At 72.7% G+C, this 17,242-nt stretch carries 12 protein-coding genes and 2 tRNA genes; 9 read left to right on the top strand and 5 right to left on the bottom strand.

The window, feature by feature from the left end; all coding sequences use genetic code 11:
- Positions 1-42 precede the first annotated feature (42 nt).
- The 5 genes from NJC10_RS06270 to NJC10_RS06250 form a co-directional block, all read right to left on the bottom strand.
- A complete protein-coding gene (locus NJC10_RS06270) occupies positions 43-1,740 on the bottom strand; it encodes an ABC transporter substrate-binding protein (RefSeq protein ID WP_319075304.1) in 1,698 nt (565 codons plus the stop codon).
- Positions 1,741-1,764: 24 nt separating this feature from the next.
- Positions 1,765-1,846, bottom strand: a tRNA-Leu gene (locus NJC10_RS06265).
- 46 nt (positions 1,847-1,892) lie between these two features.
- Positions 1,893-2,378, bottom strand: a complete 486-nt coding sequence (bcp, locus tag NJC10_RS06260) for a thioredoxin-dependent thiol peroxidase (RefSeq protein ID WP_248115133.1) — start codon at positions 2,376-2,378, stop codon at positions 1,893-1,895.
- A gap of 111 nt (positions 2,379-2,489) precedes the next feature.
- A tRNA-Lys gene (locus NJC10_RS06255) sits at positions 2,490-2,565 on the bottom strand.
- A 55-nt stretch (positions 2,566-2,620) separates the two neighbouring features.
- Complete coding sequence (locus tag NJC10_RS06250) at positions 2,621-3,124, bottom strand: hypothetical protein (protein ID WP_319075303.1); 504 nt, start codon at positions 3,122-3,124, stop codon at positions 2,621-2,623.
- 194 nt (positions 3,125-3,318) lie between these two features.
- Here NJC10_RS06250 and ilvD point away from each other — a divergent pair, with 194 nt between their 5' ends.
- The 9 genes from ilvD to NJC10_RS06205 all read left to right on the top strand — a co-directional run bounded on the left by ilvD (position 3,319) and on the right by NJC10_RS06205 (position 17,241).
- The gene (gene ilvD / locus NJC10_RS06245) at positions 3,319-4,998 is read left to right on the top strand and encodes a dihydroxy-acid dehydratase (RefSeq protein WP_319075428.1); all 1,680 of its coding nucleotides are present in this window, start codon (positions 3,319-3,321) and stop codon (positions 4,996-4,998) included.
- A gap of 340 nt (positions 4,999-5,338) precedes the next feature.
- Entirely contained in the window at positions 5,339-7,156 is a 1,818-nt protein-coding gene (locus tag NJC10_RS06240; protein WP_319075301.1) for an acetolactate synthase large subunit, read from the top strand.
- 12 nt (positions 7,157-7,168) lie between these two features.
- Positions 7,169-7,678 carry an acetolactate synthase small subunit gene (gene ilvN, locus NJC10_RS06235; RefSeq protein ID WP_248115130.1) on the top strand — a complete coding sequence of 170 codons (510 nt, stop codon included), beginning with the start codon at positions 7,169-7,171 and terminating at the stop codon, positions 7,676-7,678.
- A gap of 54 nt (positions 7,679-7,732) precedes the next feature.
- Positions 7,733-8,764, top strand: a complete 1,032-nt coding sequence (gene ilvC / locus NJC10_RS06230; RefSeq protein ID WP_319075298.1) for a ketol-acid reductoisomerase — start codon at positions 7,733-7,735, stop codon at positions 8,762-8,764.
- Positions 8,765-9,031: 267 nt separating this feature from the next.
- Complete coding sequence (serA, locus tag NJC10_RS06225) at positions 9,032-10,627, top strand: phosphoglycerate dehydrogenase (protein WP_319075296.1); 1,596 nt, start codon at positions 9,032-9,034, stop codon at positions 10,625-10,627.
- A 121-nt stretch (positions 10,628-10,748) separates the two neighbouring features.
- Entirely contained in the window at positions 10,749-12,374 is a 1,626-nt protein-coding gene (gene metG, locus NJC10_RS06220; RefSeq protein ID WP_319075295.1) for a methionine--tRNA ligase, read from the top strand.
- A gap of 139 nt (positions 12,375-12,513) precedes the next feature.
- Positions 12,514-13,608: a 3-isopropylmalate dehydrogenase gene (locus NJC10_RS06215; protein ID WP_319075293.1), complete on the top strand. Its 1,095-nt coding sequence runs from the start codon at positions 12,514-12,516 to the stop codon at positions 13,606-13,608.
- Between the two features lie 80 nt (positions 13,609-13,688).
- Positions 13,689-14,780 (top strand): branched-chain amino acid aminotransferase, encoded by a 1,092-nt coding sequence (locus NJC10_RS06210; RefSeq protein WP_298713101.1) that lies wholly within the window; start codon positions 13,689-13,691, stop codon positions 14,778-14,780.
- A gap of 190 nt (positions 14,781-14,970) precedes the next feature.
- Positions 14,971-17,241 (top strand): carbon starvation CstA family protein, encoded by a 2,271-nt coding sequence (locus tag NJC10_RS06205; RefSeq protein WP_413466405.1) that lies wholly within the window; start codon positions 14,971-14,973, stop codon positions 17,239-17,241.
- Position 17,242: the final 1 nt, after the last annotated feature.

Here is a 17,242-nt window from a genome sequence, read left to right as displayed (position 1 = left end):
TACTACCGGACGCCCCCGCTCCGGGGGCGTGGGCCGAGGGGGTCAGGCGTCCGTGACGCCGATGCGCGCGAAGGGCTCGTCGAGCTGGGGGGAGGTCGGGTACGAGGCCACCCTGGGCCCCGTGGCCAGCGCGGAGATGGGGTAGACGAGCGGCAGGGCGGGCAGGTCCAGGGCCATCGCACGCACGACGCCGCGGTGCAGCTCGCGGCGTCGGTCGTCGTCGGGCTCCGCGGCGGCGGCCGCGAGGTCGCGCACCACCCGGGGATTGACGTAGTTGGTCTCGGCCCGGCCCGAGCGGGCGATCGGCTCGAGGAACGCGTGGGGGTCGCGGTAGGCGCCGCCGCGGCCCATGAGGTGGAACGCCCGGGTGGGCCGGGAGACCACGGCCCGCAGGTAGTCCTCGTCGTCCGGGACCGGCACGGGGGTCACCGTGATCCCCACCGCGCCCAGGTCCGCCGCGACCATCGCGTAGACGCGCTCGGGCTCGGGCAGGGAGGGGCGCCCCGTGGCCAGGGGGTACAGGAACTCGAGGGGCTCGCCCGCGTACCCGGACATCTCCCGGAGACGCTCGGCGCGGTCCGGATCGAGGTCGTGGTGCTCCGCCTCCTCGTCGCCGACGCCGAGGGCCGGCGGAACGAGGTCGTGGGCCTGGGCGGTGCCCTCGAGGAAGACGTCGCTGGAGGCCAGCCGCCCGCGGTCCACCGCGTGGGCCACGGCCTGGCGCAGATGCTGGGAGCGCAGCTGCGGATGGGCCAGGTTCATCCCGAGGTAGAGCACGGCCAGGGGATCGCGGGGGAGGACCTGCGTGCCGGCCTCCACGAGGGGGCGCAGCTGGCTGGGGGCCACCACGTCGATCACGTCCGCGGTGCCCCGGCGCAGCTCCCGCAGGCGGGTGCTCGCCCGGCCCCACGCGTGCACGGCCACCGGCCCCGTGGCGGGCGCGTCCCCGCGGTGGCGGTCGGCGGGCATGAGCAGGGTGACGTCGGCGGGGTCCGCGGCCGCCGGCTCCCGCGCCGCGTGCGCGGCGGCCTCCTCGGCCGTGGCCCAGCGGAAGGCCCCGGTGCCCGCGGGGGTGACGACGTCGGCGTCCCCCACCCGGACCGTCCGGCCCCACGAGCCGGGGGAGGAGATGGCGAAGGGCGGGGAGCTCAGCGCCGCGGGGAGGTGGTGGAGGCGGGAGCGCAGGCGCAGTCGGACGGTCCGCTCGTCGGGCGTCTCGACGCCCGCGAAGGCGGTCTCCTCGGTCCCCGCGTGTCCGCCGAACGCGGACACGAACGGGGAGGGCATCGCGACGGTCCCGTCCACGGGGGTCGGCGGCGTGGACCAGCGCGTGACGTTGGCGGCCACGGCGGCGGCGTCGCACGGTGCGCCGTCCTCGAAGACCAGGCCGTCGAGGAGGCGGAACTCGTGGGTGAGGCCGTCGTCCGAGACCGTGTGGGACTCCACGAGCTGGGGGGTCGGGGCCCCCGTGTCCGGGTCCACGCCGAGCAGCGTCTCGAGCACCTGGCGGGAGAGGCGGAAGGTCTCCGCGTCCCAGGCGCCCGCGGGGTCACGCGTGAGCGGGCGGCCCGGCGCGCCCACCACGAACGGCCGAGGGACCGCGGGGGCTGCGGGCGCCGCGGACGGGACAGTGGGGGTGGACGCGGCAGGCGTGGCCGGGGCCTCCCGCCCGCACCCACTCAGGCCCACGCCGAGCGAGGCCAGGCCGAGGCCCATGAACCCGCGACGGCTGAGCTCCATGTCCGTCTCCTCGTGTCAGTGCTGTGCGGGCGGGGGGACTCGAACCCCCACGTCCTTCGACACTGGAACCTAAATCCAGCGCGTCTGCCAATTCCGCCACGCCCGCCTGCCCCGCTCCTCGGGGGCGAGCTCAGATCCTACCGGCCGGTCCCTCAGTCGGTGACGCCCAGGAGGCGCCGCAGGCGCTCGACGTGGCCCGTGGCCTTCACGTTGTACAGCGCGTGGACGACCCGGCCGTCGGGGCCGACGACGACGGTGGAGCGGATCAGGCCCTCGTAGACCTTCCCGTAGTTCTTCTTCTCCCCCCACGCGCCGTAGGCCTGCGCCACGGCGTGGTCCTCGTCCGAGAGGAGCGGGAACGTGAGCTGCTCCTTCTGCGCGAAGCGGATGATCTTGCCGATCGGGTCGGGGGAGATGCCGAGGACCACGTGGCCGGCGCCGGCGAGGGAGGCGAGGCTGTCGCGGAAGTCGCACGCCTGGGTGGTGCACCCGGGCGTGGAGGCCGCCGGGTAGAAGTAGACGATCGTGCTCTTGCCCGCGCTGTCGCGCAGGGAGACGGGGCGCCCGTCCTGGTCCTGGAGGGTGAACGCCGGGGCGACGTCGCCGGGCTGGAGGCGGGAGGAGGTAGCGTCGGTCATGCCGCCCACGATAGGCGGGGCGCCCGCGCGGAGGCGAGCGGTCCGCGGAGACGACCCGCGGAGACGAGAAGGCCCCGTCATCGCGGCGGCGATGACGGGGCCCTCTCCTTCTGGTGCACCCCCCGGGACTCGAACCCGGAACCTGCTGATTAAGAGTCAGATGCTCTACCAATTGAGCTAGAGGTGCAGGCGCCGTACGGCCTTCCGATTCTCACCGGCGCGCCGTGCAACGAGTGGAAACCCTACCAGGTCTTCGGGGCGCCGTCCAAGCCTGGGTCGGGCGTGACCGCCTCCGCCGGGTCCGAGACCGCATACAGCCGGTCCAGCTCGTCCATGAACGCGGTCATGAATCCGTGGAAATCCGCGGCGTCCGCGCGCTGGTCGAGATCCGCGACACCGTCCTCGGTGAGATCCCCCACAGGGACACGCGCGTGCTCGGACACGTCGAACCACGTGCGGAAGCCGGTGACGGTCTCCACCTGGTAACCGGAGCCCGTGTCCGCCACGGTCGCCACGTTGTGCAGCCCCACCGTCACGGGGTCCGGCTCCTGCGGCGCGCGGAGCACCGGCTCGGCGGCCGGGTCCACAGGGCAGAGGACCATCTCGAGAGGCACGTGGCGGTAGCCGATCACGAGGGGCGTGGAGGAGCCGGAGGGCTGCCCGTACACGAGGTTGTAGTCGCCGTGGTTGAACACCCGCGCGTCGAATGCGGCGCGGAGACGGCGCATGAGGCGGGGGGAGTCCATGTGTCCCACGCTACGCGTCGCGGCAGGAGGGCGCCACGTGAGGCGTCCGAGCTGGACCCCTCCGCGTCGTGTCACATCGTGACCCGTCCCACGGCCGGCGGGCCCGCCGTCCCTAGACTGCGCCCATGGAGAACACCGAGGCCCAGGGCTCCGCAGCCCCCGTCAGCACCGCCCCCGCCACGCCTGCCCCGGACATGAAGCCGCGCTCGCGCGACGTCACCGACGGCATGGAGCGCGCCGCCTCGCGCGGCATGCTCCGCGCCGTGGGCCTGGGCGACGACGACTTCGCCAAGCCCCAGATCGGCATCGCGTCCTCCTGGAACGAGATCACGCCGTGCAACCTCTCCCTGGACCGTCTCGCCCAGGCGGCCAAGGAGGGCGTCCACGCCGACGGCGGCTATCCGCTCGAGTTCGGCACCGTCTCCGTCTCGGACGGCATCTCGATGGGCCACGAGGGCATGCACTTCTCCCTCGTCTCCCGTGAGGTGATCGCCGACTCCGTGGAGACGGTCATGATGGCCGAGCGCCTCGACGGCTCGGTGCTCCTGGCCGGCTGCGACAAGTCCCTGCCCGGCATGCTCATGGCCGCGGCCCGCCTCGACCTGGCCAGCGTGTTCGTCTACGCCGGCTCCACGATGCCCGGCCACGCGCGCCTCTCCGACGGCACCGAGAAGCAGGTGACGATCATCGACGCGTTCGAGGCGGTCGGCGCGTGCGCCCGCGGCCTCATGAGCGAGGAGGACCTGCTGCGCATCGAGAAGGCGATCGTCCCCACCGAGGGCGCGTGCGGCGGCATGTACACCGCCAACACGATGGCCTCGATCGGCGAGGCGCTCGGCATGTCCCTGCCCGGCTCGGCCACGCCGCCCTCGCCGGACCGCCGCCGCGACGACTTCGCGCGCCGCTCCGGCGCCGCCGTCGTCCATCTCCTGCGCCTCGGCATCACCGCCCGGGACATCATGACGAAGGAGGCGTTCGAGAACGCCATCGCCGTGGCCATGGCGTTCGGCGGCTCCACGAACGCGGTGCTGCACCTCCTCGCGATCGCGCGGGAGGCCGGCGTGGACCTCACCCTGGACGACTTCAACCGCGTGGGCGACCGCGTCCCGCACATCGCCGACCTCAAGCCCTTCGGCCGCTACGTGATGACGGACGTGGACCGCGTGGGCGGCGTGCCCGTGGTCATGAAGGCGCTGCTGGACGAGGGGCTGCTCCACGGCGATGCGCTCACGGTGACGGGAAAGACCCTTGCCGAGAACCTCGCCGCCCTGGCGCCGGACCCCGTGGACGGCACCGTCATCCGACGCATGGACGAGCCCATGCACCCCAACGGCGGCATCGCGGTCCTGCGGGGCAGCCTCGCCCCGGAGGGCGCCGTCGTGAAGTCCGCCGGCTTCGACGCGGACGTCTTCGAGGGCACCGCCCGCGTGTTCGACCGCGAGCGCGCCGCCATGGACGCCCTCGAGGACGGCACCATCGCCGCGGGCGACGTCGTCGTGATCCGCTACGAGGGCCCGCGCGGCGGCCCGGGCATGCGGGAGATGCTCGCCATCACCGGCGCGATCAAGGGCGCCGGTCTCGGCAAGGACGTCCTGCTCCTCACCGACGGGCGCTTCTCCGGCGGCACCACGGGCCTGTGCATCGGGCACATCGCGCCCGAGGCGGCCGACGGCGGGCCGATCGCCCTGGTGCGCGACGGCGACCGGATCCGCGTGGACATCGCGGGCCGGGCGCTCGACATCCTGGTGGATTCGGCCGAGCTGGAGGCGCGCCGGGCGGACTGGACGCCCGTCCCGCCGAAGTTCACCACGGGGGTGCTGGGCAAGTACGCCAAGCTCGTGCACTCCGCGGCCGAGGGTGCGTACCTGGGCTGAGGCCGGAGGCCGGAGGCCCGAGACCCGAGGCCTGAGTCGGGAGGCGGGAGCGGGCGGGCACGCAGGTGCCGCGGCATGGGCGCACGGGGGCGCCGCGTGGGCCACGTCTCACATGGCGAGACATGGATGTCTCAAGTGGTGGTCGCCACGCAGGGGTCCCCATACTGGAGCCACCGACGAACGACCCGGCGGTCGGCGGCCCCACCTCAGGCCGTGACCGCACTCCGATCCGCCCGGCACGGCAGGACACCCCCAGCCACCCCGACGGATCACCCGGACCATCGTCCGGCGTGCCCCGCATGCCGGACGCCAGCAGCGATGAGCGCAGTGAGGTGCACTGATGAGCCCGACCCCCCGCCCCGAGTCCGCGGCGCCGCGCGTCCCCGGCCCGGGGAATCGCGTGGAGCCCACCCGCATGACGGGGTCCGAGGGCCTGATCCGCGCGCTCGAGGAGCTCGGGGTCACGGACGTCTTCGGGCTGCCCGGCGGAGCGATCCTCCCCACGTACGACCCGCTGATGGACTCCTCCGTCATCCGCCACATCCTGGTGCGCCACGAGCAGGGCGCGGGCCACGCGGCCCAGGGCTACCACCTCGCCACGGGCCGTCCCGGCGTGGCCATCGCGACGTCGGGGCCGGGGGCCACCAACCTCGTCACCGCGATCGCCGACGCGCACATGGACTCCCAGGCGGTCGTGTTCATCACGGGCCAGGTCACCTCCGCGGCCATCGGCTCGGACGCCTTCCAGGAGGCGGACATCGTCGGCATCACGATGCCCATCACGAAGCACTCGCGCCTCGTCACCCGCGCGGAGGACATTCCGCTGGCGCTCGCGGAGGCCTTCCACATCGCGACCACGGGGCGTCCGGGCCCCGTGCTGATCGACGTCACGAAGGACGCCCAACAGGGCGAGCTCGAGTTCTCCTGGCCGCCGCGGCTGGAGCTGCCCGGCTACCGACCCGTGCTGCGCGGCCATCCCCGCCAGGTCAAGGAGGCCGTCCGCCTCATCGCCGAGGCCCGGCGCCCCGTGCTGTACGTGGGCGGCGGCGTGGCCCGCGGCGAGGCGTCCGCGGAGCTGCGCGAGCTGGCCGAGGCCACCGGCGCCCCCGTGGTCACCACGCTCACGGCGCGCGGCGTGTTCCCGGACTCCCACCCCCAGCACCTCGGCATGCCCGGCATGCACGGCTCGGTGCCGGCGGTCGCCGCCCTCCAGCAGGCGGACCTGCTCATCACCCTCGGCGCCCGCTTCGACGACCGCGTGACCGGGCACCTCGAGTCCTTCGCTCCGGGCTCGCGCGTGATCCACGTGGACGTGGACCCCGCCGAGATCTCGAAGAACCGCCTCGCGGACGTGCCGATCGTGGGGTCCGTCAAGGAGGTCATCCCGGACCTCACGGCGGCGCTGCGGGCGGCGGCCGAGCAGGCGCCGCTGCCGGACCTCGCCCCGTGGTGGGCCGTGCTGGACCGGCTGCGACAGACCTACCCGCTCGGCTGGACCGATCCGGCGGACGGGCTCATGGCCCCGCAGCACGTGATCTCGCGGCTCTCCGCGCTCTCCGGCCCCGAGGCCGTGTACGTGGCCGGCGTGGGCCAGCACCAGATGTGGTCCAGTCAGTTCGTGCACTACGAGCGCCCCCGGCAGTGGCTGAACTCCGCGGGCCTGGGGACCATGGGCTTCTCCGTGCCCGCCGCGATGGGCGCCAAGGTCGGGGACCCGGCCCGCGTGGTCTGGGCGATCGACGGCGACGGCTGCTTCCAGATGACCAACCAGGAGCTCGCCACCTGCGTGATCAACCGGATCCCCATCAAGGTGGCGGTGATCAACAACTCCTCGCTCGGCATGGTGCGCCAGTGGCAGACCCTGTTCTACGACGGCCGCTACTCCAACACGGACCTCAACACGGGCCACGGCACGGCCCGCGTGCCCGACTTCGTGAAGCTGGCGGACGCCTACGGCGCGGTCGGGCTGCGCTGCGAGCGCACCGAGGACCTGGACGACACCATCCGCCGGGCCCTGGAGGTCGACGACCGCCCCGTCGTCGTCGACTTCGTGGTCTCCCGCGATGCGATGGTGTGGCCCATGGTCCCCGCGGGCGTGAGCAACGACGCGATCCAGGTGGCCCGAGGGATGACGCCCGAGTGGGACCAGGAGGACTGAGGAGCGATGACCGTGGAACGACACACCCTGTCCGTGCTCGTGGAGGACGTCCCGGGCACGCTCACCCGCGTGGCCGGCCTGTTCGCCCGCCGCGCCTTCAACATCCACTCGCTCGCCGTGGGCGTCACCGAGGTGCCCGGGGTCTCCCGGATCACCGTCGTGGTGGACGCGGACGCCCACCTGCTGGAGCAGGTCACGAAGCAGCTCAACAAGCTGATCAACGTGCTCAAGGTGGTGGAGCTGGCCGACGACTCCTCGGTGCAGCGCGACCACCTGCTGGTCAAGGTCCGCGCCGACGCCGCCACCCGCGGCCAGGTGGTGCAGGCCGCCGACCTCTTCCGCGCCCACGTGGTGGACGTGGCCCCCGATTCGCTCACCCTCGAGGCCACCGGCACCCGGGAGAAGCTCCAGGCCTTCCTGGACCTCATGGAGCCGTACGGCGTGCGCGAGCTCGTCCGCTCCGGCACCGTGGCCCTGTCCCGCGGCTCGCGCTCCATGACCGACCGGGCCCAGGCCCGCTGAGCCGGCCGCCGAGCCCGCACACCCTCTGATCCCCCTCACCGCTAGGAGACCGCAATGACCGCCACGAAGTTCTACGACGACGACGCCGACCTCTCGATCATCCAGGGCCGCACCGTGGCCGTGATCGGCTACGGCTCGCAGGGCCACGCGCACTCGCTGTCCCTGCGCGACTCGGGGGTGGACGTCCGCATCGGCCTCGCCGAGGGCTCGACGTCCCGTGCGAAGGCCGAGGCCGAGGGCCTGCGCGTCGTGGACGTGGCCACCGCCGCCGCGGAAGCCGACCTCATCATGATCCTCACCCCGGACCAGGTGCAGGCCGACGTGTACGCCGAGCACATCGCTCCGAACCTCCAGGACGGCGACGCCCTGTTCTTCGCGCACGGCTTCAACGTCCGCTACGGCTACATCAAGGCACCCGAGGGCGTGGACGTCGCCCTCGTGGCCCCCAAGGGCCCGGGCCACGTGGTTCGCCGCGAGTTCGAGGCCGGCCGCGGCGTGCCCGCCCTCATCGCGGTCGAGCAGGACGCCTCCGGCGAGGCCCGCGCGCTGGCGCTGTCCTACGCGAAGGCGATCGGCGGCACCCGCGCCGGCGTCATCGAGACCACCTTCACCGAGGAGACCGAGTCGGACCTCTTCGGCGAGCAGGCCGTGCTGTGCGGCGGCGCGTCCCAGCTGGTGCAGTACGGCTTCGAGACCCTGGTGGAGGCCGGCTACCAGCCCGAGATCGCCTACTTCGAGGTGCTGCACGAGCTCAAGCTGATCGTGGACCTCATGGTGGAGGGCGGCATCGCCAAGCAGCGCTGGTCCGTCTCGGACACGGCCGAGTACGGCGACTACGTCTCCGGCCCGCGCGTGATCGACCCCTCCGTGAAGGAGAACATGAAGGCCGTGCTGGCCGACATCCAGGACGGCGCCTTCGCGAAGCGCTTCATGGAGGACCAGAAGGCCGGCGCCCCGGAGTTCACGGAGCTCCGCGCGAAGGGCGAGGCCCACCCGATCGAGAAGACCGGCCGCGAGCTGCGCCAGATGTTCGCGTGGCTCAAGGACACCGACGACGACTACACCGAGGGCACCGCGGCCCGCTGAGCCGCGGCCCGGACCCTCGAGTGGTCACGACACGCCACGTGCACCGCGGACGTGACGGCGTGTCGTGACCACTCGGCTGCGGCGTCGAAAGGGACTCCCTTCGGCGTCGAACGGGACTCCCTTCGGCGTCGCACGGGACTCCCTTCGGCGCCGCCGTCGTCTGCGGTCCATGACAGATCCATGCGGCTAGGCTCGAGGCGGCGACGCGGGCCGCGCACCATCTGCCCACGTCGCCCCACCGTGCCACCGCCGAACAAGGAGCCGCCCGTGAGCGCCGCCCAGCCCGTCGTCCTCATCGCCGAGGAACTCTCGCCCGCCACCGTCGAGGCCCTCGGCCCCGACTTCGAGATCCGCCACACCGACGGCGCCGACCGCGCCCGCCTGCTGGCGGATCTGCCCGGCGTGGACGCGATCCTCGTGCGCTCCGCCACGCAGATGGACGCCGAGGCCATCGCCGCGGCCACGGACCTGAAGGTCATCGCGCGGGCCGGCGTCGGCCTGGACAACGTGGACGTCCCCGCCGCCACCGCGGCGGGCGTCATGGTGGTCAACGCGCCGACCTCCAACATCGTCTCGGCCGCCGAGCTGACGTGCGGCCACATCCTCTCCGTGGCGCGCAACATCGCCCCGGCGAACCGCGCCCTCAAGGCGGGGGAGTGGAAGCGCTCCAAGTACGCGGGCGTGGAGCTGTTCGAGAAGAAGCTCGGCGTGATCGGCCTCGGCCGCATCGGCGCGCTCGTGGCCGAGCGCATGAAGGCCTTCGGCATGGAGATCCTCGCGTACGACCCCTACATCAGCGCCGCCCGGGCCCAGCAGCTCGGTGCGAGACTCGTGGACCTGGACGCCCTGCTCGAGCAGTCCGACTTCGTCACCATCCACATGCCCAAGACGCCGGAGACGGTCGGCATGATCGCGGACGAGCAGTTCGCGCGCATGAAGGACACCGCGTACGTGATCAACGTGGCCCGCGGCGGCCTCGTGGACGAGGACGCCCTCGCCCGCGCCCTGGACTCCGGAGCGATCGCCGGCGCCGGCATCGACGTGTTCAGCTCCGAGCCCGCCACGGACCTCGCGTTCTTCCAGCAAGACTCCGCCGTCGTCACCCCCCACCTGGGCGCCTCCACCGCCGAGGCGCAGGAGAAGGCCGGCGTCGCCGTCGCCAAGTCCGTGCGCCTCGCCCTGGCCGGCGAGCTCGTGCCCGACGCGGTGAACGTGGCCGGCGGCGTCATCCACGAGGACGTGCGACCCGGCCTGCCCCTGGCCGAGAAGCTCGGCCGCACGCTCCGCGCGCTCGTCGGCGAGGCCTCTCTCGAGTCGGTGGACGTGGAGGTGGCCGGCGAGATCGCCGAGCATGACGTGAAGGCCGTCCGCCTCGCCGCCCTCAAGGGCGTGTTCACCGACGTGGTCTCCGAGCAGGTCTCCTACGTGAACGCCCCCGTGCTGGCCGAGCAGCGCGGCGTGGAGAGCCGCCTCACCACGACCCCGGTGGCGGAGTCCTACCGCAATGCCATCACCGTGAGCGGCGTGACGTCCACGGGCGAGAAGACCTCCGTGACCGGCACCCTGACCGGCCCGAAGCAGGTGCAGAAGCTCGTGGGCGTGGACGGCCACGAGATCGAGGTGCCCCTCGCCGAGCACCTGCTCGTGTTCGGCTACGCCGACCGCCCGGGCGTCGTCGGCATCCTCGGCCAGGCGCTGGGGGAGCAGGGCGTGAACATCGCCGGCATGGACGTGTCCCGCGATGCGGAGGGCACCGCGCTCGCGGTCCTGACCCTCGACGCCGGCATGGCGGCGGGAACGGTCGGCGCCCTCGCGCAGGCCATCGGCGCCGAGCGGGCCGCGGAGATCGACCTCTCCGAGTGAGCCCGCGGCCGGCGTCGACCGGCCCGCCGCCGACGTCGGCGCGTCGCCTCCCCGAGGTGGCGCGCCGACGTCGTGGAGGGGAGCGGGACGGCCGGGGGCCCCGCCGGTAGACTCGCTGACCGTGACTGACGAGCGTGTGCCCTACTACCTGACCACCGCGATCCACTACCCGAACGGCGAGCCGCACATCGGCCACGCCTACGAGATGGTGGGCGCCGACGCGATGGCGCGCTTCGCCCGGCTCGACGGCCGCGACGTGCGCTTCCTCACGGGCACGGACGAGCACGGCCAGAAGATGGCGCAGACCGCCGAGCGTGAGGGCGTCACGCCCCTGGAGCTGGCCACGCGCAACTCCGGAGCGTTCCGGCGCATGGACGACGAGGTCCTGGACGTCTCCTACGACCGGTTCATCCGCACCACGGACGCCGACCACCACGCCGCCGCCCAGGAGATCTGGCGCCGCATGGAGGCCAACGGGGACATCTACCTGGACCGCTACGCCGGCTGGTACTCCGTGCGGGACGAGCGCTTCTTCACCGAGGAGGAGACCGAGGTCCGCGAGGACGGCACCCGCTGCGCGACCGAGACCGGCACCGAGGTGACGTGGACGGAGGAGGAGTCCTACTTCTTCCGCCTCTCCACGTACCAGGAGCCGCTCCTGCAGATGTACCGGGAGAACCCCGGCTTCGCCGCGCCGTCCTCCCGGTTCAACGAGGTCATCCGGTTCGTGGAGGGCGGCCTGACCGACCTCTCGATCTCCCGCACGTCCTTCGACTGGGGCATCCCGCTGCCCGCACCGGCCGACCCGTCCGCCGAGGATGCCCAGTCCCGGAAGAACCACGTCATGTACGTGTGGGTGGACGCGCTCGCGAACTACCTCACGGGCGCCGGCTGGCCGGAGACGGACCCGGCCGCGGTGGAGCGGTACTGGCCGGCCGACGTGCACATCATCGGCAAGGACATCTCCCGCTTCCACTGCGTGTTCTGGCCCGCGTTCCTCATGTCCGCCGGGATCGAGCTGCCGAAGCGCGTCATGATCCACGGGTTCCTGAACAACAACGGCGAGAAGATGTCCAAGTCGCTGGGCAACGTGGTGGCGCCCGCCGACTGGGTCGCCCGGTACGGCCTCGACGCCGTGCGCTTCTTCCTGCTGCGCGAGTTCCCCTTCGGCGCGGACGGCTCGTACAGCCACGACGCCGTGGTGGGCCGCAAGAACGCGGACCTCGCCAACAACCTCGGCAACCTGGCCCAGCGCTCGCTCTCCATGGTGGCCAAGAACTGCGACGCCGCCGTGCCCCGGCCGGGCGGGCTCAGCGAGGCGGACACCGCGATCCTCGCCCAGGTGGACGCGCTCCTGGAGAAGTCCCGCGCCGCCTATGCGGAGCAGGACTTCCACGCGGCGCTCGAGGAGACGTGGCGCGTGCTCGGCGAGGTCAACGCGTACTTCGCGGACCAGGCCCCGTGGGTGCTGAAGAAGTCCGACGAGCCGCGCATGCGCACCGTGCTCTACGTGACGCTGCAGGCCGTGCGCCGCGTCGCGCTGCTCGTGCAGCCCGTCATGCCCGGCTCGGCCACGCGCCTGCTGGACCTGCTCGGCGTGGCCGCCGAGGGCGACGCCGGCCGCACCGGCGCCTCGGGCACCGGCGCCCGCTCGTTCGCCGCGTTCGGCGACGACCTCGTCCCCGGAACGCCCCTGCCGAAGCCCGAGGGCGTCTTCCCGCGCCACGAGGAGGCGGCCGAGGGCTGAGCGGCACCTCACCCCGCCCCCGACGGCGGCGCCCCGGTCCGGCGGCCGGCGCGCCGCCGTCGCCGTCCTGCTGTCCACGAGGTGAGACGCCGCGTCACACAATGTGGTCCGGGCGGGGCCCGGTCCTAGCCTGGAGCGCATGACCGAGACGCCCCGCACCGACGCCCTGCGCAGCACCGACGTGACGGCCCTGGACCTGGCCGTGATCGGCGGTGACGGGATCGGCCCCGAGGTGACGGAGCAGGCCGTGGCCGTCCTGCAGGCGGCGCTCGCCGCCGAGGGCCGCCCCGAGGCCCGGCTGACCGACTACGCGCTCGGCGCCGAGCACTGGCTGGCGACCGGCGAGACCCTGACCGACGAGACCCTCGAGGCCCTGCGCGGCCACGACGCGATCCTCTTCGGCGCGGTGGGCGCCGCCCCCGGGGACACGCGCATTCCGTCCGGGCTGATCGAGCGCCAGATGCTGCTGCGCCTGCGCTTCGCGCTGGACCACGGCGTGAACCTGCGTCCCGCCACCCTGTACCCGGGTGCGAAGAGCCCGCTGACGCAGCCCCGGGACATCGACTTCACGGTGGTCCGCGAGGGCACCGAGGGCCCCTACGTGGGCAACGGCGGCGTGATCCGCGAGGGCACCGAGCACGAGATCGCCACCGAGGTGTCCGTCAACACCGCCCACGGCGTGCGCCGCGTGGTGCGGGACGCCTTCGAGCGCGCGGACGCGGGGGAGCGCAAGCGCCTGACCCTCGTGCACAAGCACAACGTGCTGGTGCACGCCGGGCACCTGTGGCGCCGCACCGTGGAGGCGGTGGCCGCCGACTTCCCCGAGGTCACGTGGGACTACATGCACGTGGACGCCGCGACGATCTTCCTGGTGACGGACCCCTCCCGCTTCGACGTGATCGTCACGGACAACCTCTTCGGCGACATCCTGACGGACCTCGCCGCCGCGATCACGGGCGGGATCGGCCTCGCCGCCTCGGGCAACATCAACGTGGAGGGCACGGCACCGTCCATGTTCGAGCCGGTCCACGGCTCCGCGCCGGACATCGCCGGCCAGGGCGTCGCGGACCCGGTCGCCGCGATCCTCTCCGCCGCCCTGCTGCTCGAGCACGTCGGGGAGGCCGGCGCGGCGGGACGCGTGCGCACTGCGGTGTGGGCGCACCTCGAGGACCGCGCCGACGGCGATCGGGGCTCGACCGCCGAGGTGGGCGCCGACGTCGCCCGCCGCGTCTGAGACGCGCGCCACAGACCGCCGCCCCCACGGGTCTACGATGGACCCGCGCCCACCCGCCCCACCCCGATGGAGGATCCCTCGTGTCCGAGACCGTGTTCACCCGGCAGCCGCACCTCTCCCCGCTCTCGGAGGAGGAGCGCGTGGAGATCCTGCAGGACCCCGGCTTCGGCAAGGTCTTCACGGACCACATGGTCTCCGTGGACTGGACGTGGAGCGAGGACGGCGGCGCGTGGCACGACGCCCGCGTGGAGCCCTACGGCCCCCTCTCCCTCGACCCGTCGGCGTCCGTGCTGCACTACGCCCAGGAGATCTTCGAGGGCCTGAAGGCCTACCGCCACGGTGACGGCTCGGTGTGGACGTTCCGCCCCGAGGCCAACGCCGCGCGCCTCAACCGCTCCGCCGTGCGCCTGGCCCTCCCCGAGCTGCCCGAGGAGATCTTCCTCGGCTCCCTGAAGGCCATCGTGGAGGCGGACCAGGGGTGGGTGCCGGACGGCGAGGGCCAGTCCCTCTACCTGCGCCCCTTCATGATCGCCACGGAGGCGTTCCTCGGCGTGCGGCCGGCGCGCGAGGTGCGCTACATGGTGATCGCCTCGCCGGCCGGCAACTACTTCGGCGGCGAGGTCAAGCCCGTCACCATCTGGGTCTCCCGCGAGTACGCCCGCGCGGGCAAGGGCGGCATGGGCGCGGCGAAGACCGGCGGCAACTACGCGGCGTCCCTCCTCCCGCAGCTGCAGGCCGCGTCGAAGGGCGCGGATCAGGTGGTCTTCCTCGACTCCGCGAACGACGACGCCATCGAGGAGCTCGGCGGCATGAACGTGTTCTTCGTGTTCTCCGACGGTCGCCTCGTCACCCCCGCGCTGAGCGGCAGCATCCTCGAGGGCGTCACCCGCTCCTCGATCCTCCAGCTGGGTCGTGACATGGGCCTGACGGTGGAGGAGCGCCGCATCACCCTGGCCGAGTGGGCCGAGGGCGTGCGCTCCGGGGAGATCACGGAGGTGTTCGCGTGCGGCACGGCCGCGGTGGTCACGCCCATCGGGCGCCTGCTCGACGGGGACGACGTCATCGAGTCCGCCGGCGGCGCCGACGTCACCTTCAGGATCCGCGCCGAGCTCGAGGGCATCCAGACCGGCACGGTCGAGGACCGCCACGGCTGGCTGCACCGCCTGGTCTGAGCAGGCCCGAGCCAGGGTCTGCATGCATGGACAGGGTCTGCGTCCAGGACGCAGACCCTGTCCACGTCGTCAGATCCGACGGCGGCCCGACCGACGGCGCCGCCGTCGCCGAGCGACCGGCGCGCGGGTACCGCGGTGAGACGTGAGACACTCCCTGGGTCGAATCCGTCACCCGCGATCAGGAGTCTCCGTGAGCTCGCACCGCTCCTCCATCCCCGCCCCCGCCGAGGGGACATCCCCCCACCCCGAGGAGGGCCAGGCACAGCTGCCGCCCGTCGAGGCGGAGCACCGCCCCCGCTGGACCCCCGTGAGCATCGCCGTCTGGGCCCTGCTCGCCCTGCTCGGCGGCGTCGCCTGGACCATGCTCGCCCTGCACCGCGGCGAGTCCATCAACGCCATCTGGTTCGTGTTCGCGTCCGTGGCCACGTTCCTGATCGGCTACCGCTTCTACTCGCGGTATGTGGAGCGCCTCATCGTCCGCCCGGACGACACCCGCGCCACCCCGGCCGAGTACCGCGCCGACGGCCGCGACTACGTGGCCACCGACCGCCGCGTGCTCTACGGCCACCACTTCGCCGCCATCGCCGGCGCCGGCCCGCTCGTCGGCCCGGTGCTCGCCGCGCAGATGGGCTATCTGCCGGGCACCATCTGGATCATCGTGGGCGTGATCCTCGCCGGCGCGGTCCAGGACTACCTCGTGCTGTTCTTCTCCATGCGCCGCGGCGGCCGCTCCCTCGGCCAGATGGCCCGGGAGGAGCTCGGCCGGTTCGGCGGCACCGCTGCCATCATCGCCACGCTGCTCATCATGGTGATCATCACCGCGATCCTGGCCCTCGTCGTCGTCAACTCCCTGGGAGAGTCCCCGTGGGGCGTCTTCTCCGTCGGCATGACCATCCCGATCGCCCTCTTCATGGGCCTGTACCTGCGCTACCTGCGCCCGGGCCGCATCACCGAGGTCTCGGTCATCGGCTTCGTCCTGCTCATGGCCGCCATCGTCGGCGGCGGCTGGGTGGCCGGCACGGAGTGGGGCGCGGCCCTCTTCACCCTGGACCGCGTCACGATCTCCTGGGCGATCATCGCCTACGGGTTCATCGCCGCCGTGCTGCCCGTGTGGCTGCTGCTCGCCCCGCGCGACTACCTCTCCACCTTCATGAAGATCGGCGTCATCGCGGGCCTGGCTGTCGCCATCGTCATCGTCCAGCCGCGCATCACCGCCCCGGCGTTCTCCGAGTTCGCCTCGGGCAACGCCGGCCCCGTCTGGCCGGGTTCGCTGTTCCCGTTCCTGTTCGTGACCATCGCGTGCGGCGCGCTCTCCGGCTTCCACGCCCTCATCGCCTCCGGCACCACGCCGAAGATGGTGGAGAAGGAGCGTCAGACCCGCTTCATCGGCTACGGCGGCATGCTCATGGAGGCCTTCGTGGCCATCATGGCGCTCGTGGCGGCCGTGTCCATCGACCGCGGCGTGTACTTCGCCATGAACGCCCCCGCCGCGCTCACGGGCGGCACCCCGGAGTCCGCGGCGGCCTGGGTCATGTCCCTCGGCCTGGCCGGCGTGGACGTCACCCCGGAGCACCTGACCACGCTCGCGAACCTCGTGGGCGAGGAGACGGTGGTCTCGCGCACCGGCGGCGCCCCGACGCTCGCCGTCGGGCTCTCCCTCATCATGGGCCAGCTGGTCGGCGGCGAGGCCCTCATGGGCTTCTGGTACCACTTCGCCATCATGTTCGAGGCGCTGTTCATCCTCACCGCCGTCGACGCCGGCACGCGCGTGGCACGCTTCATGCTCCAGGACTCGCTGGGCAACGTCGTCCCGCGCTTCCGGGATCCGTCCTGGCGCGTGGGCGCGTGGGTGTGCACCGCGATCATGGTGGCCGCGTGGGGCGCCGTCCTGATCATGGGCGTCACCGACCCGCTCGGCGGCATCAACACCCTGTTCCCGCTGTTCGGCATCGCCAACCAGCTGCTGGCGGCGATCGCGCTCGCCGTCGTGCTCACCATCGTGGCGCGCCGCACCCGCGGGAAGGGCCTGTGGATCGTGGCCCTGCCGCTCGCGTTCATCACGGTGGTGACCACCGTGGCGAGCTTCCAGAAGATCTTCTCGCCGGTGCCGGCGGTCGGCTACTGGGCGCAGCACCGTGCGTTCCAGGACGCGATCGCGGCCGGCAAGACGAGCTTCGGCGCCGCCAAGACGCCCGAGGCCATGGACGCGGTGGTCCGCAACACGGCCATCCAGGGCACGCTCTCGGTGGTGTTCCTGGTGCTCGCCCTGATCGTGATCACCACGTCCGTGCTCGCCACCCTGCGCGCGCTGCGCGGTGTGGACGCGCCCAACCACGAGGACCCGTACGTGCCCTCGACGCGCTTCGCCCCGGCCGGCCTCGCGGCCACTGCCGAGGAGAAGGAGATCCAGCGTCAGTGGGACGCCCTGCCGGTGGAGAAGCAGCCGGTGCGGGGGCACTGAC

It is taken from the genome of Micrococcus sp. M4NT (assembly GCF_033790745.1).
In the GTDB taxonomy this organism is placed as follows: domain Bacteria; phylum Actinomycetota; class Actinomycetes; order Actinomycetales; family Micrococcaceae; genus Micrococcus.
The sequence above is the reverse complement of the archived record's forward strand: the minus strand, read 5'-3'. Positions and strand labels throughout refer to the sequence as shown.

What these genes read in the sequence shown, in the direction of transcription:
- NJC10_RS06270 (WP_319075304.1), bottom strand. Translation starts at nt 1,740, where the DNA reads ATGGAGCTCAGCCGTCGCGGGTTCATGGGCCTCGGCCTGGCCTCGCTC.
- bcp (WP_248115133.1), bottom strand. Translation starts at nt 2,378, where the DNA reads ATGACCGACGCTACCTCCTCCCGCCTCCAGCCCGGCGACGTCGCCCCG.
- NJC10_RS06250 (WP_319075303.1), bottom strand. Translation starts at nt 3,124, where the DNA reads ATGGACTCCCCCCGCCTCATGCGCCGTCTCCGCGCCGCATTCGACGCG.
- ilvD (WP_319075428.1), top strand. Translation starts at nt 3,319, where the DNA reads ATGAAGCCGCGCTCGCGCGACGTCACCGACGGCATGGAGCGCGCCGCC.
- NJC10_RS06240 (WP_319075301.1), top strand. Translation starts at nt 5,339, where the DNA reads ATGAGCCCGACCCCCCGCCCCGAGTCCGCGGCGCCGCGCGTCCCCGGC.
- ilvC (WP_319075298.1), top strand. Translation starts at nt 7,733, where the DNA reads ATGACCGCCACGAAGTTCTACGACGACGACGCCGACCTCTCGATCATC.
- NJC10_RS06215 (WP_319075293.1), top strand. Translation starts at nt 12,514, where the DNA reads ATGACCGAGACGCCCCGCACCGACGCCCTGCGCAGCACCGACGTGACG.